The organism is Cytobacillus firmus, assembly GCF_023612095.1.
Taxonomy (GTDB): Bacteria; Bacillota; Bacilli; order Bacillales; family Cytobacillaceae; genus Cytobacillus.
In genome coordinates this window covers 488,150-512,857 of record NZ_CP086235.1, presented here as the reverse complement: position 1 = coordinate 512,857, position 24,708 = coordinate 488,150, and the positions used below count along the sequence as shown (strand labels likewise).

The 24,708-nt window shown below is 40.1% G+C and carries 20 protein-coding genes and 1 riboswitch; of the genes, 7 read left to right on the top strand and 13 right to left on the bottom strand.

Features of this window, described 5'->3' with window-relative positions:
• Nucleotides 1–130: 130 nt before the first annotated feature.
• From ltrA to LLY41_RS02605, 5 genes are all read right to left on the bottom strand, one after another.
• Entirely contained in the window at nt 131–1,456 is a 1,326-nt protein-coding gene (gene ltrA, locus LLY41_RS02625; RefSeq protein WP_304586839.1) for a group II intron reverse transcriptase/maturase, read from the bottom strand.
• A 1,046-nt stretch (nt 1,457–2,502) separates the two neighbouring features.
• The gene (locus LLY41_RS02620; RefSeq protein WP_304586838.1) at nt 2,503–7,230 is read right to left on the bottom strand and encodes an Ig-like domain-containing protein; all 4,728 of its coding nucleotides are present in this window, start codon (nt 7,228–7,230) and stop codon (nt 2,503–2,505) included.
• The gene (locus tag LLY41_RS02615) at nt 7,199–7,336 is read right to left on the bottom strand and encodes a hypothetical protein (protein ID WP_304586837.1); all 138 of its coding nucleotides are present in this window, start codon (nt 7,334–7,336) and stop codon (nt 7,199–7,201) included. The genes LLY41_RS02620 and LLY41_RS02615 overlap by 32 nt, the downstream gene beginning before the upstream one ends.
• Before the next feature lie 534 nt (nt 7,337–7,870).
• Nucleotides 7,871–8,050, bottom strand: a complete 180-nt coding sequence (locus LLY41_RS02610) for a hypothetical protein (protein WP_304586836.1) — start codon at nt 8,048–8,050, stop codon at nt 7,871–7,873.
• Between the two features lie 43 nt (nt 8,051–8,093).
• Nucleotides 8,094–8,978: a helix-turn-helix domain-containing protein gene (locus tag LLY41_RS02605; protein ID WP_304586835.1), complete on the bottom strand. Its 885-nt coding sequence runs from the start codon at nt 8,976–8,978 to the stop codon at nt 8,094–8,096.
• Nucleotides 8,979–9,467: 489 nt separating this feature from the next.
• Here LLY41_RS02605 and LLY41_RS02600 point away from each other — a divergent pair, with 489 nt between their 5' ends.
• The 3 genes from LLY41_RS02600 to LLY41_RS02590 all read left to right on the top strand — a co-directional run bounded on the left by LLY41_RS02600 (nt 9,468) and on the right by LLY41_RS02590 (nt 12,401).
• Nucleotides 9,468–10,358 carry a helix-turn-helix domain-containing protein gene (locus LLY41_RS02600; RefSeq protein WP_304586834.1) on the top strand — a complete coding sequence of 297 codons (891 nt, stop codon included), beginning with the start codon at nt 9,468–9,470 and terminating at the stop codon, nt 10,356–10,358.
• 134 nt (nt 10,359–10,492) lie between these two features.
• Nucleotides 10,493–11,509, top strand: a complete 1,017-nt coding sequence (locus LLY41_RS02595; RefSeq protein ID WP_304586833.1) for a C40 family peptidase — start codon at nt 10,493–10,495, stop codon at nt 11,507–11,509.
• Between the two features lie 634 nt (nt 11,510–12,143).
• Nucleotides 12,144–12,401, top strand: a complete 258-nt coding sequence (locus tag LLY41_RS02590) for a hypothetical protein (RefSeq protein WP_304586832.1) — start codon at nt 12,144–12,146, stop codon at nt 12,399–12,401.
• Nucleotides 12,402–12,599: 198 nt separating this feature from the next.
• Here LLY41_RS02590 and LLY41_RS02585 read toward each other — a convergent pair whose 3' ends face one another.
• The 3 genes from LLY41_RS02585 to LLY41_RS02575 form a co-directional block, all read right to left on the bottom strand.
• Nucleotides 12,600–13,811 (bottom strand): efflux RND transporter periplasmic adaptor subunit, encoded by a 1,212-nt coding sequence (locus LLY41_RS02585; protein ID WP_304586831.1) that lies wholly within the window; start codon nt 13,809–13,811, stop codon nt 12,600–12,602.
• 15 nt (nt 13,812–13,826) lie between these two features.
• Nucleotides 13,827–14,489, bottom strand: a complete 663-nt coding sequence (locus LLY41_RS02580; protein WP_304586830.1) for a hypothetical protein — start codon at nt 14,487–14,489, stop codon at nt 13,827–13,829.
• 356 nt (nt 14,490–14,845) lie between these two features.
• Nucleotides 14,846–14,968: a hypothetical protein gene (locus LLY41_RS02575; RefSeq protein ID WP_304586829.1), complete on the bottom strand. Its 123-nt coding sequence runs from the start codon at nt 14,966–14,968 to the stop codon at nt 14,846–14,848.
• Between the two features lie 266 nt (nt 14,969–15,234).
• Here LLY41_RS02575 and tagU point away from each other — a divergent pair, with 266 nt between their 5' ends.
• Nucleotides 15,235–16,155, top strand: a complete 921-nt coding sequence (gene tagU / locus LLY41_RS02570) for a polyisoprenyl-teichoic acid--peptidoglycan teichoic acid transferase TagU (RefSeq protein ID WP_304586828.1) — start codon at nt 15,235–15,237, stop codon at nt 16,153–16,155.
• Between the two features lie 120 nt (nt 16,156–16,275).
• Here the strand turns inward: tagU and LLY41_RS02565 are convergent, their stop codons facing one another.
• Nucleotides 16,276–16,506 (bottom strand): hypothetical protein, encoded by a 231-nt coding sequence (locus tag LLY41_RS02565; protein WP_304586827.1) that lies wholly within the window; start codon nt 16,504–16,506, stop codon nt 16,276–16,278.
• Between the two features lie 154 nt (nt 16,507–16,660).
• Nucleotides 16,661–16,744: riboswitch (cyclic di-GMP riboswitch) on the bottom strand.
• Between the two features lie 373 nt (nt 16,745–17,117).
• Nucleotides 17,118–19,124 carry a penicillin-binding transpeptidase domain-containing protein gene (locus LLY41_RS02560; protein ID WP_304586826.1) on the bottom strand — a complete coding sequence of 669 codons (2,007 nt, stop codon included), beginning with the start codon at nt 19,122–19,124 and terminating at the stop codon, nt 17,118–17,120.
• A 254-nt stretch (nt 19,125–19,378) separates the two neighbouring features.
• Here LLY41_RS02560 and LLY41_RS02555 point away from each other — a divergent pair, with 254 nt between their 5' ends.
• The 3 genes from LLY41_RS02555 to LLY41_RS02545 all read left to right on the top strand — a co-directional run bounded on the left by LLY41_RS02555 (nt 19,379) and on the right by LLY41_RS02545 (nt 20,928).
• On the top strand, nt 19,379–20,344 hold the full coding sequence (locus LLY41_RS02555; protein WP_304586825.1) for a nuclease-related domain-containing protein: 966 nt from the start codon (nt 19,379–19,381) through the stop codon (nt 20,342–20,344).
• A 63-nt stretch (nt 20,345–20,407) separates the two neighbouring features.
• Complete coding sequence (locus LLY41_RS02550; protein WP_304586824.1) at nt 20,408–20,668, top strand: CGCGG family putative rSAM-modified RiPP protein; 261 nt, start codon at nt 20,408–20,410, stop codon at nt 20,666–20,668.
• Nucleotides 20,653–20,928, top strand: coding sequence for a hypothetical protein (locus LLY41_RS02545; RefSeq protein WP_304586823.1), 276 nt, complete (start codon nt 20,653–20,655; stop codon nt 20,926–20,928). The genes LLY41_RS02550 and LLY41_RS02545 overlap by 16 nt, the downstream gene beginning before the upstream one ends.
• Before the next feature lie 207 nt (nt 20,929–21,135).
• Here the strand turns inward: LLY41_RS02545 and LLY41_RS02540 are convergent, their stop codons facing one another.
• The 3 genes from LLY41_RS02540 to LLY41_RS02530 form a co-directional block, all read right to left on the bottom strand.
• On the bottom strand, nt 21,136–21,486 hold the full coding sequence (locus LLY41_RS02540; RefSeq protein WP_304586822.1) for a hypothetical protein: 351 nt from the start codon (nt 21,484–21,486) through the stop codon (nt 21,136–21,138).
• A gap of 98 nt (nt 21,487–21,584) precedes the next feature.
• Nucleotides 21,585–23,585: a HAMP domain-containing methyl-accepting chemotaxis protein gene (locus tag LLY41_RS02535; RefSeq protein WP_304586821.1), complete on the bottom strand. Its 2,001-nt coding sequence runs from the start codon at nt 23,583–23,585 to the stop codon at nt 21,585–21,587.
• 10 nt (nt 23,586–23,595) lie between these two features.
• Complete coding sequence (locus tag LLY41_RS02530; RefSeq protein WP_304586820.1) at nt 23,596–24,564, bottom strand: methyl-accepting chemotaxis protein; 969 nt, start codon at nt 24,562–24,564, stop codon at nt 23,596–23,598.
• Nucleotides 24,565–24,708: the final 144 nt, after the last annotated feature.

Genomic DNA, 24,708 nt, shown 5'->3' with positions numbered 1-24,708 from the left:
ATAGAAAACAAAATCATATCGTAAATTTATATTAAACTCGATTGAAATAGAATAGAGTAGGCGCATGAAGAATTTCATGCGCCTCTCACAGATCCGTACGTGCGGGTCATCGCATACGGCTCCTCCATGATTATCCCCGTTGGGGATGCAGGTTCTTATAGATATCTGTAAGAAAGACTAATTTCCTTTCTCTGAACCACTCGTTAGGCATTACAGTATGAATAGGTTTTGTTAAAGAACTACGCCACCTAGTCATCCTTAGCCCCGGAAGTTCACCCTTCCATTTCTTTCTTCTCAATTCTTTGTGCAGCTTAGCGATTTTCTTCCAGCTTCTCAGCTGAATCATCCTCAGTCTTCTTCTGATCCACTTATCCAATTCTCTAAAAAGCGATGCTGAAAACCCTATTCCAAAGTATCTTCCCCAGCCTCGGATAACAGGGTTTACCTTATGTTTGATGAATTCCTCCATATTTACCGTAAGGTTTCTCCTTGTTATCTTTTTCACTTCCCCCTTGAATTTCTTTACGGCTTTATCGGAAGGTTTATGCACATACCCTCCATAGAACGTGTAACCAAGGAATGTGAATGGCTCTTTTAGGTTATCGACAATCTTTGTTTTATCAGGATGCATAATTAGCCCAAGTTCGTCTTCCAAAAGCTTTCTAACGGAATTCAAAACTCTCTCTGCACCTTTTCGGGATTTGCAGCATATGACAAAGTCATCTGCATACCTAGTTAGACGATGCCCTCTAGTTATCATCAGTTCATCCAGTGGATGAAGGTAAATATTAGCCAGAAGGGGACTAATCACTCCACCCTGAGGGCTTCCATGTTTGCTTTCATGAACAATTCCACCTTCCATTATTCCCGAAGTAAGAAATTGTTTTAGTAACGCTAGTACACTGCCATCGACCATTTCTTCTCTGATTAATTGGATAAGCCTCTCATGAGAAATAGTGTCAAAGTAAGACTTAATGTCTGCGTCAATCACGTACGTGTAGCCGTCCATTAAATCTTCTCGGATATTTTCAATCGCCATGTGGGCACTCTTGTCTGGACGAAACCCATAACTGCACTCCAGAAACTTCCTTTCAAAGATGGGTTCCAGTTTTTGCTTTACAGCAGATTGGACAATTCTGTCTTGCACGGTAGGAATACCTAACGGTCTTTGTGTTCCATCTGCTTTTGGTATATAGACTCTTCGGACTGGTCTGGACCGATAAGTTCGGTCCTTTAAAGATTGCTGAAGCACTCTTAAGTTGTGTTCCAGCTTGCTTTCGAAGTCCTTTATGGTTACTTTGTCCACACCATGCGAACCTCGGTTTTTCTTTACTTCCTTAAATGCTTGTTCAAGGTTAGGAAGAGACCAGATTTTATCCATGAGACTATACCATTTTCTTTTCTTAGTCGACTCTCCACCTGCACGCAAGTCTTGCTTTCCTTTAGATTCACTCATGCTATCGTATCATTCCTATTCTCTCAGACCATCTGAATAGGCATTGCACACTGGATGGCCCTTAAGGTAGTACTCCGCCCTAAACAACCTACTTTCTTTTCGGTCTCGATTCTTCGGCTATCCACCTCATCGATTTTCTGTTTAGTACACGCTGAGTCTAATTTCGCTTAACACTTATCTTCCATGGACAGACGGGCTTCGCACCAAATCACTGCCTTTTGGGCAATGTTTGCCTTATCAATAAAAATGATAAGTCACTTGCCTTTGTGGCTTTTCCGGCAAGCTTAATCACTACTATCCCCTGCTCTGACTTCTCACCCTCCATAACACCATTCTAGTCCATCCGGGTTTTGAATAATGCTTACCGACGGTAAGCCGGAGAAGATGAGATCTCCTTGGGTCACGACAATTCTCTTTCTCCCAAATCCAGCCCTCATAACTAATAGGATATTATTGTGGAAATTGGGATTTCCCATCTTTTGCAAGGTCCCCCAATCCTACCAGCCAACATGGTATATGCCACCTGTTCTGGGATTTGCCTTCAAACCCTCCGCACGGAACTTCACAGTACCCGCACTGTCTGTCAGCTATACACTTCCGCCACATCGGCGTGTTCGGGACTTCCACCCGTTAGAGAAAAGCGCTGCCAAGCGCACAAAACAGAGAGCTGAAGAAGACTCTCTGTTTCCTTTTACACCCTATAATTATGCATGAAGGGAGTCAATGCATTAACGTCCAACTATAGGGTGTAAGTAGTTTCTGTTTTATGGTTTTATAGGAAAAGCTCTGCAGAGATTTCTCTCCATAGAGCTTTTCGACAATATTCGGGGAGTGACAGGCACCTAAACCTGAAATAGAAAAACAGAGAGCTATATAACTCTCTGTTTTCTTTTCACACCCTATAATTATGCATTAAGGGAGATCAATGCATTAACGTTCAATTATAGGGTGTAAGTGCTTTAATATGAAAATTTTTTTATAAGAAAAGCTCCGCAGAGATTTCTCTCCACAGGCTTTCCAAGAATGAAATGCACCTTAACGGGAGATTATACAACCGGTGTAGCTGTTGGTTCTACAGAAACTGCACCATTCTCATCAATTGTTACATCAAATGATTTTGTTACTTCAGCAGTACCTAATGTAAAGTTAACATTTAAAGTAAGAGTTTCTGTTTGTCCAGCAGCTGCAGGTGTTACAGCACCATTATCAGCAATAGCTGCGACTGTACCATTAGCAGCATCGAATGTTACCACTACATCATTAGCAGCAGTTGGCAATTCAACTTGGGCTGGACTAGAAATAACTAAATCTGTCACTAGATCAGCTTGTTCTTCTACTACTGATAAGTTAGTAACTAAACCTGCATGTGCTAATGTGATTGCCGTTGTAGCTTCTTCAACTTCTGTTACAGTTTTACCTGTTACATCAAAAGCTAAGGCAGTTTCTAATTCAGTCCAGCTAGCTACTGTATAGTCTGCTTCAACTAGATTTAATCCTGCAACGCGTTCTACTTCTGCGTTAAATGCTTCCACAGCTACAGAGTATTTTGTTACTAATGCTTCCTGTGCGGAAGTGATTGCTGCTGTAGCCTCATTAATTTGTGCTGTAGTTTTACCTGTTACATCAAAAGTTATGGCAGTTTCTAATTCAGTCCAGCTAGCTACTGTATAGTCTGCTTCAACTAGATTTAATCCTGCAACGCGTTCTACTTCTGCGTTAAATGCACGTACTGCTTCAGCTTGGTCAACAGATTGTTGGTCAACAACTAATACCTTAATGTCATTTCCAGCATACTTGTTACCAGCTGCATCAGTAATTACAGTTTGACCAGCTTTAAGCTCAATAGTAGGAGTTCCAGAAATAGCCGCTGTTGTTGTGATAACAACTTTACCATCGACATCATCAATAGACTCAATAACGCTACCATAAACCTGAGCAATTGAAGCAATTGTATTTCCAGCTGTCACTGCATCAATTGCTTTTGCAGATTCAGAGAAAGTTAAAGTAATTTTATCAGTATCAGTAATTTTGTAAGATACTAATGTTGGTGCAGCCTCGTCAGCGATTACTAACCCTTCGCTAAGTGGATCTTCACCTTTTTCTAACTTGTTACCAGATGGGTCAGCAATTGATTCACCAGTTTTCAAATCGAAAGTGATACCATCAACAGAGGTCGAAGTCAATTTAGTAGCTAGTTTCAATGTAGCAGATTCACCATTTTCGGAAACTGTTACGGAAGAAACATCTCCACCGTTAACTACGAAGTCTGAAGCAGATACTGTTCCAGCATTAACTTTTTCACTGAATGTCACTTTTAGAGTGCTTGCATCCAATAAAGTTGCACCAGTTACTGTCACTTTAGTAGTATCTACACCATTAAATACTGCTGCACGTTTAGTTGTGTCAAGGTGATTTGCTACCACTGCTTTGTCAGAAATAGCTGCCTCATCTTTAATGTATACTCGATACTGCTTACCAAGTTCTGTTTTAGCACCATCTAAAGTGATTAGAACTTTCTTAGCATTATCCTCAACCGGTCCTACAGAATCAATAGCTAGTGGTAATCCAGTGTTTACATCTGTGATTAGGTAATCAGTTTCATCACCGAATGCAGCAAGTTCTTCACTGAAAGTTAATTCTACCTTATTATCTTCGGTAGCAGTAGCACTGACTAATTGAGGTTTTACAACATCTTTAACCCCTGTGAATGTATAGCTCGCAGTACCTATAACATTATCGTTAAGATCTTTAACGCCACCTGTTACAGTTACAGTATATGATTTACCATTTTCTAAGAATGCTACAGCACCATCAGCACCTTCGATAACAACTTGTGTTTTATCTTGCGGGTTCAGGGACGCTTCTAAGTCAGTAAGACTTACATCAGTAGTACCTTGTTTAATTGCATAGTTACCGATTGTACCAGCAGCTTTCAATTCTTCATTGAACTGAAGAACAACTTTTCCTTCATTAACAACTGTTACGCCAGTAAGTTGTGCAGCAGTTTTGTCTTCACGTACAGTGAAGTCATAAGTTTTTGCTGCAGAAGTATTACCGTTTGCATCCACAACACCTGTTACAGTAATTGTGTAAGTTTTTCCATTTACTAATTTTCCAGCGTCAAAGCCTAGGCGAACCTTCTTTTCAAACTCTTCTACTGAATCTTTAGTAATTACATTTGCAGTTCCTTTTTCAACGATTGCAATCGTAGCACCAGATTGGTCTCCATCAATAACTTGATCAAATTCAAGGTCTACAGTTTTTTCATTTAGCGCATTAACACCAGTTAAAGTTGGAGCAACTTTATCTTCACCGCTAAATCTAGCTTTTGTATATGCTGCGTCAAGGTTTGATAAACCTGCTACAACTACTTCATAGTTATTTGTACCTTCTTCTTGTGCTGCAGTAGTCAAAGTTACTGTTCTTGCATCTGCATTATAAACAGCTTTAGTAACTGCAAGAGTTTTAGAAGCATCAGCAACTGAAGCGATTGAGTAATTGCTCACATTTTCAGCTTCAGCTTTCACCAATTCTGTATTGAAAGAAAGTACAACTGTCTTACCATCAATCGCAGCTTCAGCAGGCTGAGCAGCTCCTGATAATTGAACTTTTGTTGGTGCAGCAGCTGGTGTAGTAAATTGGATTACTGAATTATCTCTTAAAGCATTTGGTGTAATTGCTTTATCGTAGATTCCAGTAGTAGTGTTTCCAGTTAATGTTACTGAATAAGTTGTTGCAGAAACTAATGGAGTAGTGAATTCCAAAGTAACGGATTTATTATCTTCACTTGGTGTAGCAGTATTTACTAATACAGGAAGACCTGTTGCAGATCTGAACACATAGAAGTTACCTTCTGTACCCAAGTTATTTACTGCCTCACTAAAGTTGATTGTTAATTTACCATCTTTAAATTCTTGTCCAGTAACAAGAGGAGCGATATCATCTCTTACTCCAGTGAAATTGGTATTTTGATTATCTGCAATAGCATTATCAGATAAATCTGCTCCACCAGTTAGAGCAACATTGTACTGCTTGTTATTCTCTAGAGATGCTGTATCTAAAGTGATTGTTGCTACTTTGCCACTTATTTCAACAGAATCAACTGCATATTGAGTACCAAGAGTACCATCAGTGTTATAAGGCTTAACGACTGCTGTAATTGCAGTTGACTTTAACTCTTCGCTTAAAGTCACTTCAATTTTGTTAGCATCTTTAGCTACTGCAGATACGATTGTTGGTTTAACTGTATCTTTTGCAGCTGTAAATGCTTTGGAAGATGAAACATTTGTGTTTTTATTAGCTGAAACGTCTTGTTGGTTATTAACTGTTAATGTGTAGCTCTTTCCGTCAGTTAACGCAGCACTTGTTGTAACGCGTACAGTTTTAGCATCGATTACCTGAATACCGCTCACACCTGTTAGGTTAGCTGTACCAGATTCAACAATTGCATAGTTAGCTTGAAGTTGTGCTAAACCTTGGTTAACATCTTCTGAGAATTTAACCTCTAGGATACGATCAGAAAGTGGAGTTACAGTAGCAACTTCTGGTCCTTTGAAGTCAAACGTTGCTGATTCTTTACCATTAACTGCAACTTTGCCTTCTTTTTTGTCAAGAGCAACAGTCAATTTGTATGTTTTGCCAGTTAGGTCAGTAGCAACTTTAGCAACTCCTGTAACTGAAACAGCCTCAGAGCCAACTTTAACTTCAAATTTAGAAGCATCAGCATTTGTTAATTCAGCAGCTGGAGCAGCTCCTAATGTAACAGTTACATCTGTTTTAGTAATCGCACTTACCTCAACAACTTCAGGAAGAGCTGCCTCAACAACAACCTTTACAGAAGCAGTAAGTTCTGTTCCTTCAATTGTACCAGTTAGTTCATAAGTTCCTGGCTTAGAGAAGTCGAACTCATCAGCATTCCAAGTTACAGCCACTTCTTCAGTAGTATCATCTTCGTAAGTGACTTCAACTTTTTCTGGAAGTTCTACTTTTTCGCCTTCAGTTATCTTGATATCTTCAATTGCACTTACTTCTTTAACAGCAGGAACTTCAAGTTCTGCAACTCTTTCAGTGATTTCATCGAAGTATGCTACAACAAGATCTTTAAGCTCTGAATCTTCTACTTTATCAAGGTGCTTTTGAGCTGTTTCTAAGTGGTTTTTAGCATTTGCCAAGAAGTTTTCAGACTCCTCAGAGTTGTCTAACCACCATTCAGCTTTTTCTGTGAAATGAACAGCCCAGGCAGCATCTTTAAGCTTTACAGCATGTTGCTTGTAAGCTGGTGCAGTGAAGTAGCCCTTAAGTACCGAGCGGTTGTCTGCTCCCCATACTTTGTCGATTTGCTTTCTTGCCGCATTGATTTCCTTGTCGAAATCGAAGTATAGGTTATTTAAATCTTCAATAGAAGTGTAATCTTCGCCTTTTTTACCTTGATCCGTAATATCTTCAAGGTTTCCAGCAAGAGCGTCTTTTACAGCGCCATCCCAGTCATGCTTGCCAAGAAGGTCATCTCCGAACCATCTAGCGTAGATGTATTCTTGAGCATTTTGGACGAATTTCGCATTTTCATTAAGGGTAGCTTGAAGCTTTGCTTTATCGCTTCCTTTGTAACCATCAAGAAGCTTTTGCGCTTTCGCTTTTTCAGCATGTGCTTCGTCAATTAGCTTTTGAACTGTGCCTGCCCATACCGGCTCTTTCCCAGGGTTTTCTCCTGTTTTAGAGAATTCTTTGTACGGAAGCCACATTTTATATTTTGCATACTCGACAGCTTTTTTCACTTCCGTTTCGAGAAGCTGCATCAGCTTGTGCTGGTGCGATGGCTGCGAATGATGAAGCTGCGATTGCTGAAGCTGCAGCAATCTTAATTGCTTTCTTTTTACTCATTTTCGCTAGTTCCCCTTTCATTATTAAAAGTAGTTCATTGGAAGGATCTATGTATTTTTAAACATTTTCCAATGACTAACAATCTTAACAACTATTATACTAGTTCCATCTGTAAATAATAAACTCCATTAGCAATTAATGCAAATATATAGTTCAATATAAACAAATGGAGAATGATATGGATAAATTACCAAATCATTCTTGTAATCCTATAATAATACATAATTCTACTAAATTCTAGGCCGTTTTTACAATTTTTTCACTAATAAACCTAGTAATTGTTTCCAATTCATAGTTCAAATGCAACTTTATTATAAAAATCTCCATATAAAGGATACAAAATAATGGTTAAACTATCCTTTTTATAGTCGTTTTTAATCAGTAAATTAAACTCAGTACAAAAGTCTTGCTATCATCCTGAAAATGTAAAAAGCGCTGAACTGCAGTTATCTGATCAACTGCAGTTCAGCGCTTTTTCTCTATTAAATAAAAAAAAGCGGGAATTACCCCGCCTCCCTGATATTTCTCTTCTAATTAATGTTCTGAAGGAATCCCCATGACAGAGAATGAAGGACTGTGTTCAGAAGGAATTCCTGCTAACTCTACGCTTTTCGCCGGGCTATGTTCTGATGGAATTCCAGCCTCTGCATTAAAAGATGAACCTGCTGCAGCCACCCCTAAGGCTAACACACTAGCTAAAAGTAATTTTTTCATTACAATTAATCCCTCCCGGAACCTATATTTATTGTAAATTTTATCATGTATTTAATAATTTTTCCATCTCTTTCTCCACGATTTGAATAAAATTTTCATTCTGCTGCAATCGGAGAATATAGATAGACTTTAATATATATTCCTGCCCTTTTTCTTTTTGTCCTAATTTAATGAGGTTTTCGCCCGATTGATAATGCAGGTTTGCGAATAAGTACATTATTTCTTCATGAATGCAGATTTCTATTCCCTTTTCACAGTAGTACAAGGATTCCTCAAAATCGCCCATCTCTGTTAATGCTTGTGATAACCCAAATAAAACCCTTACCTTCCCTCTTGATTCCAGAATATGAGGCAACTTCTCCATATCGCCAAGCGCTTTTTTAAATAGATTAATCGCTTCTTCATATCGCCCGGTATCTTTATATAAGATAGCAATACTGGTCAGAATCTCGACTTCCCTCTCTGTGAGGTTCTCTCTTTTTTCATTGGTTAGATCCAATGCGCCATGGAGAATATTTATCGCTTTTTCAAAATCCTTTTCCAGATAAAATACACTTATGCCCTGATGCCAGACAAGGAATTGCTTTAGCATGGCAGGCTGAAAGATTGGGTTATTTAATTCTTTTTGAACAATTTCATATATGGCCTGATAATTCCACTTCCGCTTATATTTATTTATGATTTGCATGACAGCAGTAGAATAATTAATGGATGACTTTGACGCGATATTAAAAAAATAGGTAAGATCAATATTTAATTTATTGGCTAATTGGTTTAATGTTTCCAGGCTTGGGTATGACTTTTCACGTTCATATGAAAGCAGCTCATCCTCTGAACAGATTCCGTCTGCCAGTTCCTTTACACTTATATTTTTATATTGACGGAACGATTTAAGACTATCACCAATTAAATATTCACTTAAATTCATTGTTATTCCCTCGCTTAATATAGTAATAGTTCTATTTTATTATAAGATAGTATAATACTGTACATAATTAACAGTGCATTTTAGGCAGGCTGTAAAGCTGTTTCTTACCTGACAGGAGCAGCTGGCACTAATTCAAACATAATTCATATATTCGATATGTTTGACCATTTCTCCTTTTCATTTGCATGTAATTCACATAAAAAAGGCCACCCCAAAAAAAGGGCGGCAAAATTGGAGATTATAAAGGATAATAAAAAAACCATAGGTTTATCCTCAATAGTATGCACATGAATCTGCATTCGACACTATGTTCCTTAGTCTGATGCGGATAAGCAACATACTGCTCGATAAGATTATTAAAACATGTTTGCTGAAATCCTGGATTATGGAATTAATCCCATTTTCCCGCTCTATGACCCTTATTACTCTTGTAAACGAAGTTTTTCTTCCCATAGTATAACTTTAAGAATATTTTATAGAGGTGATCATTTGGATATTTCTGCTATTGGAAAGAAAATTAAAGAGCTCAGAAAATCTATTGGCTTATCTCAGAAGGAGCTTGCTAAGGATATTTGCACTCAGGCGCAAATCAGCAAAATTGAAAGCGGGGATGTCCTGCCTTTGGCTTCAACATTATATTCCATTTCCAAGCGTCTTGGAGTGGATATAAACTATTTCTTCGATCTCGGTACAACACCCAGGCTCGATTATGTGCAAGAAGTCGCTGCCCAGCTAAAACTGGCCAGAAGAAAGCTCGACTATATGATGATAAAAGAAATCGTTGAGAGCGAAGAAAGAAACCCGCTTTTCAGCACTAACCGAAAAAACCTTCAGCTTCTGCTCTGGCACAAAGCCATCTATTCCTATCATGTTCATCATGAATCTGAACAAGCCCACGTTCTGGCCGATCAGGCTATCGCGCTGACATATGATAAAGTCTGGTCAGAAAGAGAAATTGAAATACGCATGAGCAAAGGGATCTTCTTTTATGAGGAAGGCAAATATCAGGAAGCAATGGATACTTATCTTCAGGCTAAGAAGGATTTAGAAGAACTTATTTTTTTACAGGATGATACCATCCACAGCAGACTCCTTTATAATTTAGCCAAAGCCTATACAAAGATTGGAAACTATCAGCAATCCATTCTATTATGTGAAGAAGCTATTCGCTCCTGTATCGAGAAAGACCTTCTCTTTTTATTAGGAGAACTTCATTATCATATTGGCTACAACCATGAACTTCAGGAACAATTTTTTTTGGCCAGAAAATATATGTCTCAGGCTCTGAATGTATTTCATATTCAAAAAAACGCCAATTATAACTCTTTCATTGGGGAGAAAATTTCAAGGTTCGACAGCATCTGCCATACTTCCCCATAAGGATTAAAGCACTATTCGACAAACATGCAATTTTCAGCGTTTTTTTGTATAAGTTTGTAAATCCATACTCTTTTTGGACGATATATGTGATAGTATTAGCTTACAAAAGTGTCCATAAAGGAGTGATTTAATTCGTGAAAAAACAAATGGCATCCATTGCCGCTGCAGCCATATTATCTTCCGGGTTTGCTGCACAGGCTTCTGCTGAAGCATATGTGGTGAAGAAGGGGGACACACTATATCAATTGTCCTTAAAGTACAGCACTTCTGTCCCTGAAATTAAGAAGCTGAATGGATTAAAATCAGACAATATTTTTATTAACCAAAAGCTTCAGCTGCCAGGCAAGGTAGTTAAATCCGAAAGCAGCACACCAGCTGCCCCGGCAAAAGAAACAGTCAATACATATACTGTCCAATCAGGAGATACGCTGTCGAAGATCGCTGCACAGCATAATATTTCCTTAAATGACTTAATGAAGCTGAATAATTTAACAAACCATCTGATTTACCCTGGCCAAGTCTTTAAGTTAACTTCAAATGCGGTAAGTTCTCCAGCTGACCAGAAGGATACTGCATCATCCAATCCTACTCCGGCACAAACTGCAGAAAGCCTTTATGCAGTAACAAAAGGTGATACCTTAAGCGGAATTGCATCCAGAAATAAGGTAACTGTCCAGCAGATCAAGACATGGAATAATTTGAATTCCGACTTAATTTTTATTGGACAGAAGCTGCGTCTGGGAGCAAACACAAATGGAAGTCAAACAGGAGAAGTAAAAGAGAGTCAATCAGCAGCATCGTCACTGCTGGCCGAAGCCAAGAAGCATATAGGGGTTCCCTATAAATGGGGCGGAAGCACTCCGGAAGGTTTCGATTGCAGCGGGTTTATCTACTATGTTTTGAATAAGTCAGGTTCAAAGCTGGGGAGGTATTCGGCTGAAGGCTATTACAGCCGTTCCTTTTATATAGACAAGCCGCAGCCTGGGGATTTAGTATTTTTCGAGAATACATATAAGCAGGGAATCTCTCATATGGGATTTTATTTAGGAGATAACCAATTTATCCATGCTTCATCAAATGGCATTGAAATTACCAATCTGAATAACTCTTACTACAAAAAACATTTTGATGGGTTTAAGCGATTTTATTAAGACACCTTCTCGGGTGTCTTTTTTTCATACATATGAAGGGAATTTACGTATATTTGAAGAATGATATAGTTACATTTTAATAATGGAGGATTCAATATATGGTGTACCTAATTGCCTTTTTATCTTTAGCCTTATTGCTCATGAGCCTATTGTTAATTTACACCAGGATTCATAATCAGTCTCCTCTTAAATTATTTATCTTATTATTCTTCTTTCTTTGCAATGCTGCTCCCCTGATCTTTATCGTCTATGTTAACCAACTTTCCTCGTTGAAAACTGATTTTATAAAACTAAGCACCGTTTTTTTAATCGTCTGGCTTGTTACCGCTGCTGCTCTTTTCTTCGGCATTCTATTTAGATTTGGCTCCGGTAAGGAGGATCAGTTTAATTGAAAGGCTGCTTTCGCAAGGAATTATTTACTGACCTGATTGGAGCAGAAAGTGAGCATCCTTTAGCGGAAACCAACGGGCAACATTGGTAGGTCAAAAACAACATTTTATATGAAAAGAGCCAATTTAAAAAGTCTGAATGCTGATTTTCTTATTAGTTCATTAAGAAATCAAGAAAGGAATGAGCAGGTTATGCATATTATTTAAAAGAGTATTATAAATCGGAATTTGAGGAGGGTTATACCATGAGATTAACGAAGGATGTAATACAAAAACTCTTAGATATAAATGAGGGATTTTCGAAAACAACTGATTTCACCGATAGAAATTTTAAGCAAACCAATCACTACTTAATTAAGGGTGGAAAGTTACTCATACGCTCTACCGGGAAGACATCCTGGGCTGATAGCCATTTTGATAACAACACCATTGCGGATATAGACCAAACCAGAAGATTTCTGAGGAAAGTCATTGATGAGCTAAAAACTGAAGGAATCAGGTAAGCAAATTTCAATTTATTTAATCCTTGTTTACTTTTAACTTCAAACGATATATTTGAAGCAGTGCGTTTAAAGGCGAACATCAACAGTCTCTTGCCTATCATCCTTCTCCAACTCTTCATTCCATTTATACAATCGTTCGTTTTAATTAATTTATAGCAGAGCCAAAAATAAAAACCAGCCGCAGTGGCTGGTTTTTGGCTAGTTCGCTACTATTCCTCTTACCGATATTTTCAGCATATTCTTCTTCCCGGCTGATTTAAAATCCTTCTTGTTTATCCTGCTGATTTCTATCGGCGTTATGAATGGATATCCCGATTTAAGGAATGGGGGCCGCTCCAATAGTACAAGTTCTCCTGCTGATGCTCCATCCTTGATTTCCTGTGTTTTGGCAATTGTAATTCCTGATTTAACTTTTCTTTTTTCAAGATTTCCGTCCTGCCTAATCATATAGCTAAAGGAACCCTTATTGGATTTTCGCACCGCTTTAGACGGAACGGTCAGAGTGCCTTTAATTTCATTCAAGATTATTTTCATAGCAACATGTTCTCCATGGATGCTTTGATTCTCAGGTTCCCCATCCAGTACAGCCCTAAATGCATATCGGCTTTCTTTCTTGGGGGATGGTTTTGATTCAGGATATGTCAGCACTTTTTCTATTGTACCGCTAACCTTTTTACCGGTATTAACATTCGTAATCAACACCCGCATACCTTCTGAAGCTTTTTTTACTTCCTCTTCGGAAAAAACGCCTTCGGCAATATGCTCATTTGAAACAATGGTTGCTACTGGGTTGGACAGATCGTGATTAATGCTTTTAACCGTCCCGGCTATTTCACTAACAGCCTCAAGGTTCAAAAGGCTTTCTTCTGCTGCACCTATTAAATCCTCATACTTGCCAATTTCACTTTCGAGCGTGTCTTTTTGCATTTCTTTTTCCAGTATATCCTTTTGAATCAGCTGGGCCATATACTTGTCCGAGTTCTGATCATTCTCTTCGGATGGAACAGCCGCAAGGCTTCTTCTCATGATTTCAAGGTCATTTATATTCTTTTCAATACTTACTAATTCGTTTTCCAGCTTTTCTTTTTCTATTTGATAAGCCTCTTTAGCAGATGTAATATCCTCAGGGGAAAATTCATAAATTGCATCTCCCGGCTGGACTTTGTCACCCTTTTCCACTTTAAAGCCATTAAACTTTCCGGTGGCACTATCGTAATATACGTGCTGTTCCTCTTTTGGGGCCAGCACTCCTTCTGCCGGCATCGTTTCCAGCAAATCCTGTTTCTTCACAGCAGTCCAATCATCCACATAATAAGTCCTGCCAATCTTATCGCTGCTGAAAACCAAGACTACATTGCAAGCGAGAAACAGCAGAACACCCAGTCCCAGTAATCTCATTTTCCAAATCATAAAAAGGTCCTCCACTTAAATCAGCTTTTCCAAATGAATAGTCGAAAGCAATGCAGACACAATTACAAAAAACAAATGCATTCCAAGCAATATTAAAATAATAAAGCGGGGGCTCTTTTCTGAAATAACCTTTAAATATTTATATTGCAGAATAAAAGTCCAAATCTTAAAAAGTGTAATTGAAGAGAAAAAGTATATTAGCAGTTCTTTCGAGGTTATGGCCTGAGCCATTATACCAAAAGAAAATAACGAAGATTCATTATTCAGCCCCATATAAATATATAAAGGAATATTCACCAGCTTCTCGACCAGCAGTATCAACACAACCATATATTGAATGGAGATTAATTTATGATATTCACTGTCCAATAGAGTCCATAAAAACAAAGCTGGTACAAAAATGATAAAAAGAGTATATAACAATCCCCATGTAACTTGGCCAATCCCAAAGAAAAGCTTATATATTTCATATTCGCTGCCGGATATTTCGGTAATCCTTCTTGCTGTCAATTCACTTCCTATCCCAAAATAGGCACTTAGTCCATATACTAGTATAGTAAGCAAAAGCAACCGGACAGCCTGCTTCCATAGTCCTTCCAGCTCTTCTTCTTTTCTTAATTGATGTGATATCAAATAAGGCTCTTTTATTCCTCTCAGTAGCGGTACCCTATACCCCATTAAAAATCCTCCAAAAAAATTCATCTTTTTATTATACTATCTTACCGCAAAATCAAAATATTGGGAAATAGGTAGATATATGGAGATATATGTTTATAGTTTGTCTATCTATCCTTGTCGTAATTTGCATTAATTTTTGTTGTTTCATTTTTTCTGAATAGCGGTATAAATAAGTAAGAATTTAACAACTTTGTCCTTGTCTTAAATGTTTAAAATTAAGGAGGGCTTATTCATGAAAATTAAAGCTGGCAACTGGAAGATGTTAAGCATGCAGGAGAAATTGTTTATTTTAGAAGCGGTCAGTTTCTTTCAATCCCGAGCGAGGAAGCATGGATAATATGACATGAATGCAGGCACTAAATAACCTGTTTTAAATAATAAGTGCCTGCCTCTATTGAAATCGTATCCCTCGTAATAACAATTTTTTCCTTTATAAGCTCGGAATCACGGGTAGACTCTTTGCTTTGTACACGATCCATTGAAATCTATTAACTCCCCAAATTGTATATTCTTTCAGATTATCTATCTCTAAATCTTATCCTACAGATTGTAAAACCTTTTTCGGTGATGTTCTGTGAAGCATTCCTCGACAGGAAATCCTCTATCCGCTAAAAAATATTCACCTACTGCAAGAACCGCTCTGAACATGGTCAGCCAAAACTAAATTTAAAACCTATCCTCTTAGCTATCTCTCCTTCTAATTGTGGTATTATCGATTTAGATTTTCTATTTGAGGTGAAATCATTTGGCTGGCAAAAAGGGACGGAAAAAGTGGACGATTGTTATCGTGCTGTTTTTTATCACATTGTTATTAGGTGCAGGTGCTTATGCTTTTTATGTATATAATTCATTGACTTCTGCTGTCGATACGATGCAGGAGCCGATTCAGCGGGAAAAATCGAAGAAGCGTGAAGAAACGATCACCTTAAAAGAAAGAGAGCCGTTTTCGGTTCTTATGCTTGGAGTGGACGAGCGTAAGGGAGACAAGGGCCGATCGGACACGATGATTGTGCTGACTGTAAATCCGGATTTGAAATCTGTAAAAATGCTGAGCATCCCCAGAGATACGAGGACTGACATCATTGGTCACGGAACGGAAGATAAAATCAATCATGCCTACGCTTTTGGTGATGTTGAGATGGCCATCAATACGGTAGAAGATTTCCTGGATATCCCGATCGATTACTATATAAAAATGAATATGGACGGGTTTAAGGATATTGTGGATGCTGTCAACGGGATAGATGTAACCAACGAAACAGACTTTAACATGGGGAAATTCCATTTTAACGAGGGAAGCATCCACCTTAACGGAAGCGAAGCATTATCCTATGTGCGAATGAGAAAGAATGACCCGAATGGGGATTTTGGCCGCCAGCAAAGGCAGCGGCAGGTCATCCAGGGTGTTATTAACAAAGGGGCGAGCTTCAGCTCCCTGACTCGTTTTGATGACATCTTTGCAGCGCTCGGCAAAAACGTCAAAACAGATATTACCTTTAAAGAAATGATGGATATTCAAAAGAATTATAAAGACACAAGAAATAACATTCAGCAGCTGACCATAGAAGGCGATGGCCAGTATATCGGAGACATTTGGTATTTGATTGTGCCTGATGAAGAAAAGCAGCGGGTGCAGGGTGAGCTGAAGGGACATTTAGGGTTATAACTTAAAAACAGTGCATTCCTGATGGGGGAATGCACTGTTTTTATATGAAAACATGCAGGGAGGGACTGTTCTGCAGAAGCTTTCGAGAAGATCAACCTGGAGCGTTAGAAGAAAACCTGATTACATTGCAACCGCCTTTCCCTGTCTCATTTTTCCATATGCTTTAGAAAGGTTTTTCAAGCATTCCTGTCTTAATCTCTCATGGCAGGAGAAGTCATACAGCAGTTCATTTTCAAGCTTGGATGTAATCGCTTTCAACCTTTCACGTTTAGATTCCTTTACGCGATTATTTGCCAGATAAGCTTTTATCTCTTTTTCAAAGTACTCTACAGTTCCAAATATTACATCCATTAATCTACCGCCTCCTATTATTAGATTTTTCAGTCATTTATCCGTTTCCCTATCTTATTATCAGCAAACCTTCAAACAGCAAAGAGGCCTGCTATAAGGCAGACCTGATTTCCGGTTACAGTGAATTTGGAGTCAATTTTTCGACCCCAATTACACCTGCAACCCGACTATCATAGTTCATGACCTTAGACTCGTGGCTTTGCGTCCTTATTTTTCAATAAGTTTGCCGACTATTTGTTTTTCGATACTTTTATAATAAGACTTTTCGACTATTCATTTCAATAATTTTCGATAAAATCTTAAAATATTTATACTTTTGATAAATATATATGCCCAGCGGATACGAAACTTCCTCTATTTGCAAGTTTTCTCTTCTATTTGCAAGTTTTTCTCTTCTATTTGCAAGTTTTTCTCTTCTATTTGCAAGTTTTTCTCTTCTATTTGCCAAATTTAGAATTCTATTTGCTAGATTAGATATCTAATTGCAAGATCATACTGGCTATTTGCAGTATCAGGCAATCTATTTGCAGGACAGTACAAGGTTCGCAGCAGGCCTATACTATTTCGCCGGGCATAAAAAGGCCTGCACCCTATGGATGCAGACCCTATTCTTAAAACCGCCCTTTATGCTCCTCAAATACCTTCTTTACTTTCTCCACGACCACTTTTGACCCGCCGCTTTTTTCAACACCCTCTATCATCATCGCGATGAGCAGCTTAGGAGATTGTGGGTTGTAGGCAACAAACAGACCATTTTCCTGGCCTTTTTCATCCGCACTTTTCTTCAGCTCGGCTGTTCCGGTTTTCCCGGCCAGCGGGTAATCTTTCATATAAGCCGCACGGCCTGTTCCGCTTGGGTCCTGGATGACTTTAGCCATTGCGGCTGCCACCGTGCCGGCTGTTTCTTCACTCATGATAGCTTCCTTCAGCACCTGTCCCTTTTCCTCTTCATCCAGGAGAACAGGTTTAATCATGGAGCCTTTGTTGATGAAAGGTGTGTAGGATGCTGCAAGATGGACAATGCTCATTTCCACCTGACCCTGGCCGTAGCCCGAATCAGCGAGCAGGATTTCAGTGTCAAGGCCGCCAATCTTGGATTGTTCCAGCGGGAACGCGTATGGAATTTCCTCCTCAAACGCGAATTTCTTGAGTCCGGCTGAGAATTTTTCTTTTCCCAGTTCAAGAGCCTGCTGGGCAAAATAGATATTATCCGAATACATCATTGCTTTTTCAAAGTTAACCGGTCCGCCTGGATCTTTGACACGTGTGACTTTATAGCCGCCCCAGGAACTGTCCTTCTGCCATTGGAGACCTTTGACATTAATTGTTTCATCAAGTGTTAATGTCCCCTCTGTCAGTCCGATTGCTGCTGTCAGCGGCTTCATCACGGAACCTGGCGCATAGGTTTGCTTGAAGCGTGTCAGAAGAGGCATGTCCTTATTCGCTTCAATCGCGTTCCACTCATCCGCGGTAAAGCCGAGTGACGCCTGGTTCGGGTCAAAGCTCGGGCTGCTGACGAGCGCCAGTGTATTTCCGGTCACCGGATCAATCGCTGCTGCTGTTCCCGGTTTTCCTCCCAGCTCGGTGTAAAGATCTCTCTGCAGGTTCATATCGATGGTAAGCTGAATTGTTTCACCGTTCTCTACCGGCTTTTCAGCGAGAACTGCTTCAGAACCATCTTTCTTTTGGATGCCGATTTTGATTCCGTTCGACCCTTTTAATCGTTCTTCAAGGACCTGTTCAAGCCCTCTTTTTCCAATGATATCGTTGCTCGAATAACCTTTACGCTCCTTCATTTCATCTGCTGTAATTGTTCCAACATATCCGATAAGATGGGCTGCTGACTCACCCATTGGATAGACTCTGCCTTTGATATCCTGCTTCAGGACGCCTTTTAGTGTGAACACCTTGCTGAGCGTTTCCTGATCATCCGGGGACACCTTTTTAATAGGAACAAAATAGCCAGGCTGTACCCAGCTCGCGTTCAAGCTTTTATTAACCTGCTCTTCAGACATTCCCAATGCTGCAGACAAACCTTTGATGGTCTGTTCCTTCTGGTCACCCATCTGTTCAGGCACGACACCGATTTCATAAAGGGTGCCATTTAAAGCAAGCGGATCACCTGTCCGGTCCACAATATCTCCGCGCTGCGCCGGAACAGTGGAATAGCTGATTTTATCCTCTGGCCCCAGCTCCGGGAAAATATAAGTCGTATCCCAGGCAACAAACCAATTGTCTTCCTCTTTCGCTTTTTCCTTTACAAGCTTGGCATCATGGGTAAACTCAATCTTGCCGGCAGCACTGTCCATGCTTGCTGAAAAAGGAAAACTCGCCTTCTCTTCTTTTTTGTATTCCTTTTCCATATCCGGCTTGTATGTTACCTTCAGATTATCTATCTCTAAATCCTTATAAACCTTTTCATAACGTGCTGCAAAATCCTTTTTGCTGATTGACTGCTTCGCATCCTTCGACAGAAATTCATACATCTTCTCAAACTCCTGCTTATTCCAGTGCTCCACATACTGCGAAAAGCGATCCTGCGGCTTAATCTCCTTATTGCACCCGCTCAAAGCGGCCAAAACCAGGGCTGCAAAAACAAAAAACAAAACTTTTCTCATACATCACCCTCCCTGATACTATATTATCATTTAATTGGAGAAATTTCCTAGTGACAGGCACCACCCGAATTTTGTCGAATGTGAACTTTGCAAATTGAGTGGGGAAGGCTGCAAATAGATCGGGGATTTTGCAAATAGAATGGGATTTTGTGCAAATAGAGCATGAAAATCTGCAAATAGAATCCCGTCTAAAAGAGGGATATAGACCATTTATATCGAAAATAACTAAGGAAACACAGAAAGGAGAGCTATACTTGATTAGTAAAAGCCTGAAAGTCCCCGAAATAAACCTCCAGCTTGAAGCGTTGGTAAGACGAATCCCTGAACAGCACCCCGCACGTGAGAAAGTGATCTCCGAATATAAAAAGAGAAGCGCAGGATATAAGGGAGAAGAAAGATTATCCTATTACTTAAGCTTTCTTGAACCTAAAAAGTATTGGATTTTTCATGATTTGCGGTTATCAAACGGATCGCAATTCTTCCAAATCGATGCCTTGCTGCTCACTGCAAACTTCGGACTCATATTAGAAGTTAAAAATTGGACAGGCACCTTGTTTTTCAACCCTCATTTCCAGCAGGTCATCCGCATCCAAAACGACAAAGAAGAAGGATTTCCAGACCCCATTTCACAAGCCCGGCATCAGACGAACCAGTTTAGAAACTGGCTTGATCTTAATGGATTCCCTCGCATTCCTCTTGATTTTTTAGTTGTAATCAGCCATCCTTCCACCATAATTAAGGCAGAGACAGATCCGCTGCAAATATCTAAGAAAGTCTTACACTCTCATCACCTTTTATCCAAAATGAATGGCATTGAAAATAAGTTCCCTCATGAAAAAACTGACTCTAAGGAGATTCGGAAGCTGTGCCGGACTTTGTTAAAAAAACATACTCCTGCACAATCCGAGATTCTCGAGCAATTCGATGTCTCAGCTGAAGAAATTCTAACTGGTGTCAGCTGTCCTAAATGCACATCCCTTCCGATGATTTTCCATTGGGGGAAATGGCACTGTCCAATGTGTTTATTTTCCTCTCCCTTAGCCCATGAGGCCGCAGTCCAAGACTACTTTCGGCTTATTAAGCCGTCAATTACCAACTCGGAATTCCGCTCATTCACCCATATCCCCTCCCCGTATGCAGCATCAAGATTACTCTCCAGAATGAACCTTTCTTTTAAAAGAAATAAAAGACACCGTATTTATGAAAAATCCCCCGAATAGTGATACAACTCACAAATTTTTCCATTGAAATAATTTATAATTAGGCTGAATTGAGGTGCTAATATGGAAAAGAACTGGTCTATTTCACTTGAGCATGGTAATTATGCTAGTGATGTGGAGCTTCTGATCAACGATGCGATGGCGGCAGTCAGCCAGACAGCTAAAGGGAATTATGTCAATATAGTTACACCAGCTGAATTAGGAAATCCCGATAACTACCTAACTGAAGCACTGCTCATATACTTCGGAAATAAAGTGGACACTCAATTCATCGATCAATGCGGATGCGGGGGGTATGTTTTGAGGGTATGGAAAAACAAGTGAGAGATCTGACTATTTTGTGTGATTACAAGAACAGGCATGTTATTTTAAATTACTATTATGAAGACGAACTTATCGATCGGGATGGGATTAGCTTTAATGAAATTTATGTCCATCATGGGACGATTTACTTTATTAAAAATAAAAAACGGATTGTAACCCTCAACTCGAAGAAGTATCGTGACATAATGATAGGCGAGGATTTTCAGAATTACTATATTATGCGGAGAGATAAGAATCGTCTTGATATCTATTTTCCTTAAACGGAGCTGCGAAAGCGTTTGGATGCGCTTTTGCGGCTTTTTTATTTGGTGAGGAGTTTGGCTATTTGCGGCAAGCCTGCATCTATTTGCAATTTCCCGGTTCCATTTGCAAAATCAATGATTCTATTTGCAAGTTGATTATCGAATACTATTTCCGTATCTCATGCTGCTCCTCTATTTGCAGGAATCAGCTTGCTATTTGCAATTTTAAAGTTCTATTTGCAGAATGAAGGCTGCTATTTGCAGCTTACTCCGTTCTATTTGCAGATTCCCCGGTTCTATTTGCAAATCTACTATGTGTGCCGGTTCCTGTTCAGTATCCAGTTCGTCTTTTTGCAGGATCCAGCCTGCTATTTGCAGGATCCAGCCTGCTATTTGCAGGATCCAGCCTGCTATTTGCAGGATCCTGCCTTCTATTTGCAGCTCCGTCCGTTCTATTTGCAGATTCTCCGGTTCTATTTGCAACTCTACTATGTGAGCCGTTTCCTGTTCAGTATGCAGTTCTTCTATTTGCAGAATCCAGCTAGCTATTTGCAGCTTTCCCCGTTCTATTTGCAAGTTTCCGCTCTCTATTTGCAGCGTTCACATTCTGAACCCACCCGCCAAAGAATCAGCACACACAAATAGACCCGCCAATCCTGGCGGGCCCTCCCTATTTATTCCACTTTAAATCTCTTAATAGAATCCAACAGCTCCTCCGCCATACCCGAAAGTGAGGCAGCAGATGCCGCGATTTCTTCCATGGACGCCAGCTGCTCTTCTGTAGCGGCGGATACGTCCTGGCTTTCGGCTGTTGTGACAGCGGCAATTTCTTCGATGGCGCTGACAAGTTCTACCACCTGATCGGCTCCTTCGGCCATGTCCCTGATGGATGAGGAGACTTCTGCGATCTGGCCCGAAACGGTATCAGCAAATTGCTGGATGTGGCTGAAGGCATCTCCGGCATTGTTCACCATGTCGATTCCTTTTTCCACTTCAGCTGTTCCCTTTTCCATGGAAGAGATGGCTTTGCTTGTATCCGTCTGGATCGTTGAGATCAGTTCACGGATGCTTTCGGTTGATTTGGATGATTGTTCTGCCAGCTTGCGGACCTCATCAGCCACAACGGCGAAGCCTCTTCCGTGCTCGCCTGCTCTTGCGGCTTCAATAGCTGCGTTGAGTGCGAGCAGGTTCGTCTGGTCGGCAATGGCAGAGATCACATTAACAATCTGGCCAATTTCCTCCGAACGCTTCCCTAATGTATGAACAATGGAACCCAGTTCTGAGACTGTTACATTAATATTTTTCATCTGGTTTGTTGAAAGGTCGATGGCTTCATTTCCTTTTACCACGACTTCATTTGTCTCATTGGCCGTTTTGGCCACGACATTTGTGTTACGCATAATTTGCTGAATGCGGCCCGACATTTCTGTGACGACAGTGGTGCTTTCTTTCACTTTTTCTGTCTGCTGCTCAGTTGCAGAAGCTACTTCCTGGATGGAGTTGGCCACCTGCTCTGTTGCCATGTTGTTCTGCTCTGAGCTTGCTGTCAGCTGTTCTGATGAGGATGCCAGGTGGACCGCTTTTTCGCTCACCTGGTTGATCAGCTGCTGCAGCGAGGCGACCATCTTATTGAAGCTGATGCCCAGCTTGCTGATCTCATCGTTATTTTTCACCTCAAACTTCTGGGTCAGATCCCCTTCGCTGACTTTATCGGTTGCCGCGATGAGCTGATTGAGCGGGCGTGTTATCGAACGGACAATAATATAAGAAACAAGTGCACCTACAAGGACGAAGATGGCTATAAATATGATTGTCGACACCAGGATAGGCTGAACAGATGCCGTTACTTCGCCCAGGTTCATTGTGCCAAGAACCTTCATGCCTGTCAGTCCATTGGTGGTGTAGTGCATCTCTTTTTTCACTCCATCAAGCGTATATACCACTTGACCTTTGTCCTTTTCCAGGACTTCCGGCAGCCAGCTGCCTTCTGCCTGTGTGCCCGGCTTCTCCTGAGGGTGTACTAAAAAGCTTCCCTCCGCACTTAAAATGGCAGGATAGCCCTCTTTTCCAATTTTAATATTATTGGATAGCTCACCAAGAGCAGAGAGACTTAAGTCAATTCCAATAACACCTGAGCTGTCGCCTAGCTTTTGTGCTACAGTAATTAAGATGTTTCCGCTGACAGCGTCAACATATGGCTCTGTGATGAAGGCTTTTCCCTTGGCCTCCATGGCTCCCTTATACCAGGGGCGGGTGGTGGCATCAAAGTCAGCCGGCAGATCTGCACGCGGGTAGATAACTAAATCGCCATTTTCAGAGCCTGCATAAATAGCGACTGCCTCCGGATGGAGCTCTTTATACTGGCTAAAAGCATTTGTTGTTTTATCTAATTCTTCCTCTGTATAGAAACCTTTTTTGATCCGCTTGGAAAAATAATTTGTATCCTCCATCTTAGGTTTAATAAAGTTCATAATAAATTGATCAAGAATTTTAACATTCTCATTTGCACTCATCTCAATCTGGTTCTTTATCTCATCATGTGCCTTCTGATAGGATATGTAGCCGATTGAAAGAGAAGGAATTAATAGAATAATAATAAATGAAAGTAATAATTTCTTTCTAATTGTAAATGAAAACAGCGACCCTTTTTGTTTCTGTTTTTTCTTTTTCATCATGTGACCCCTTTTAGTAATTTACAGCCTTAACCTGCGAGATGGCGCCTTCAAGTTTCTCGTCAACAACTCTGGCATCGTCAATATGCCTCTGAATCAGTTCCTTCACTTGATCAAAAACAGACTTTGTATCCGCAATCTCACCAGCTACCTCTTGTGAATACCCCTTCTGAATGTTGATCATTTCTATCACTTCACCCACTTCGGATTCAACTGTATGGATCAGGTTCGTGATCGAATCAATCTTGCTGGTCGTTTGGCCGCTTAGGGACATGCCATTTTTAATTAATTCGGTGCTTGCAACTGTTGAGTTCAGTGTCGCTTCAATATCATCCTGAATATTTTTCGTCAGGGAGCTGATATTCGCCGTGCTTGTCGCTGTGCTTTCGGCCAGTTTCCGGACCTCATCTGCCACAACAGCAAATCCCTTACCCTGCTCGCCTGCGCGGGCCGCTTCGATGGATGCATTCAATGCAAGAAGATTCGTTTGCTCTGCAATATCTTTAATGACCTGAACAATCATCTCAATTTCTTTGGACCGTTTGCTCAGCGCCTCCATTTTCTGTGAATTCACTTCCAGCTGCTCTCCAAGCTGCTTAATCAGCTGCTCAGACTTGCTGACGGATCCGCGGCCTTCCTCCGAGCTTTTGACCATCTCTTTTGCAGATTGAATCAGATTTTCCCCTTTATCCGATAGAGTGAGGCTGTTTGAAAAAGTAGCTTCGCTATGTTTTTTAACATTTTCAAAACCGTCTTTTATTTTCAGAACCAGGTCCCCCAGCATATAATGCTGACCATTGACCATTTCATGCTGGCTTACTGTAGTTGTCAAATCCTCATTAAATGATTGAATCAGTGTCTGATAAAAATTTTCCTTGCGCTGAAACTCTTCTTCAGCAAACTGGAGTTTTGCCTCCAGTTCCCGCTTTTCATCTTCCAGCTGCTTCAACTTTCCTTTTCCGAACATCATTGATCTCCCCATCTCCTATATACTCCTTTATTATATCGACAGAAAACAGGAAATTTTGTGACCTTTTTCACTCTTTTTTAAATATATAGGTCTATGTATATAAAAAAGAGACACCTGCCTTTTATGGCAAGTGTCTCTGCGGTTGTTTTCAGGACA

Excerpts from the sequence above, each read along its gene's own strand:
- LLY41_RS02535 (WP_304586821.1), bottom strand. The coding sequence starts at position 23,585 with ATGATGAAAAAGAAAAAACAGAAACAAAAAGGGTCGCTGTTTTCATTT.
- LLY41_RS02580 (WP_304586830.1), bottom strand. The coding sequence starts at position 14,489 with ATGGGGTATAGGGTACCGCTACTGAGAGGAATAAAAGAGCCTTATTTG.
- LLY41_RS02545 (WP_304586823.1), top strand. The coding sequence starts at position 20,653 with ATGGAAAAACAAGTGAGAGATCTGACTATTTTGTGTGATTACAAGAAC.
- LLY41_RS02530 (WP_304586820.1), bottom strand. The coding sequence starts at position 24,564 with ATGGGGAGATCAATGATGTTCGGAAAAGGAAAGTTGAAGCAGCTGGAA.
- LLY41_RS02575 (WP_304586829.1), bottom strand. The coding sequence starts at position 14,968 with ATGGATCGTGTACAAAGCAAAGAGTCTACCCGTGATTCCGAGCTTATA.
- LLY41_RS02590 (WP_304586832.1), top strand. The coding sequence starts at position 12,144 with ATGAGATTAACGAAGGATGTAATACAAAAACTCTTAGATATAAATGAG.
- LLY41_RS02560 (WP_304586826.1), bottom strand. The coding sequence starts at position 19,124 with ATGAGAAAAGTTTTGTTTTTTGTTTTTGCAGCCCTGGTTTTGGCCGCT.
- ltrA (WP_304586839.1), bottom strand. The coding sequence starts at position 1,456 with ATGAGTGAATCTAAAGGAAAGCAAGACTTGCGTGCAGGTGGAGAGTCG.
- LLY41_RS02610 (WP_304586836.1), bottom strand. The coding sequence starts at position 8,050 with ATGAAAAAATTACTTTTAGCTAGTGTGTTAGCCTTAGGGGTGGCTGCA.
- LLY41_RS02550 (WP_304586824.1), top strand. The coding sequence starts at position 20,408 with ATGGAAAAGAACTGGTCTATTTCACTTGAGCATGGTAATTATGCTAGT.
- LLY41_RS02615 (WP_304586837.1), bottom strand. The coding sequence starts at position 7,336 with ATGAGTAAAAAGAAAGCAATTAAGATTGCTGCAGCTTCAGCAATCGCA.
- LLY41_RS02565 (WP_304586827.1), bottom strand. The coding sequence starts at position 16,506 with ATGGATGTAATATTTGGAACTGTAGAGTACTTTGAAAAAGAGATAAAA.
- LLY41_RS02585 (WP_304586831.1), bottom strand. The coding sequence starts at position 13,811 with ATGATTTGGAAAATGAGATTACTGGGACTGGGTGTTCTGCTGTTTCTC.
- LLY41_RS02605 (WP_304586835.1), bottom strand. The coding sequence starts at position 8,978 with ATGAATTTAAGTGAATATTTAATTGGTGATAGTCTTAAATCGTTCCGT.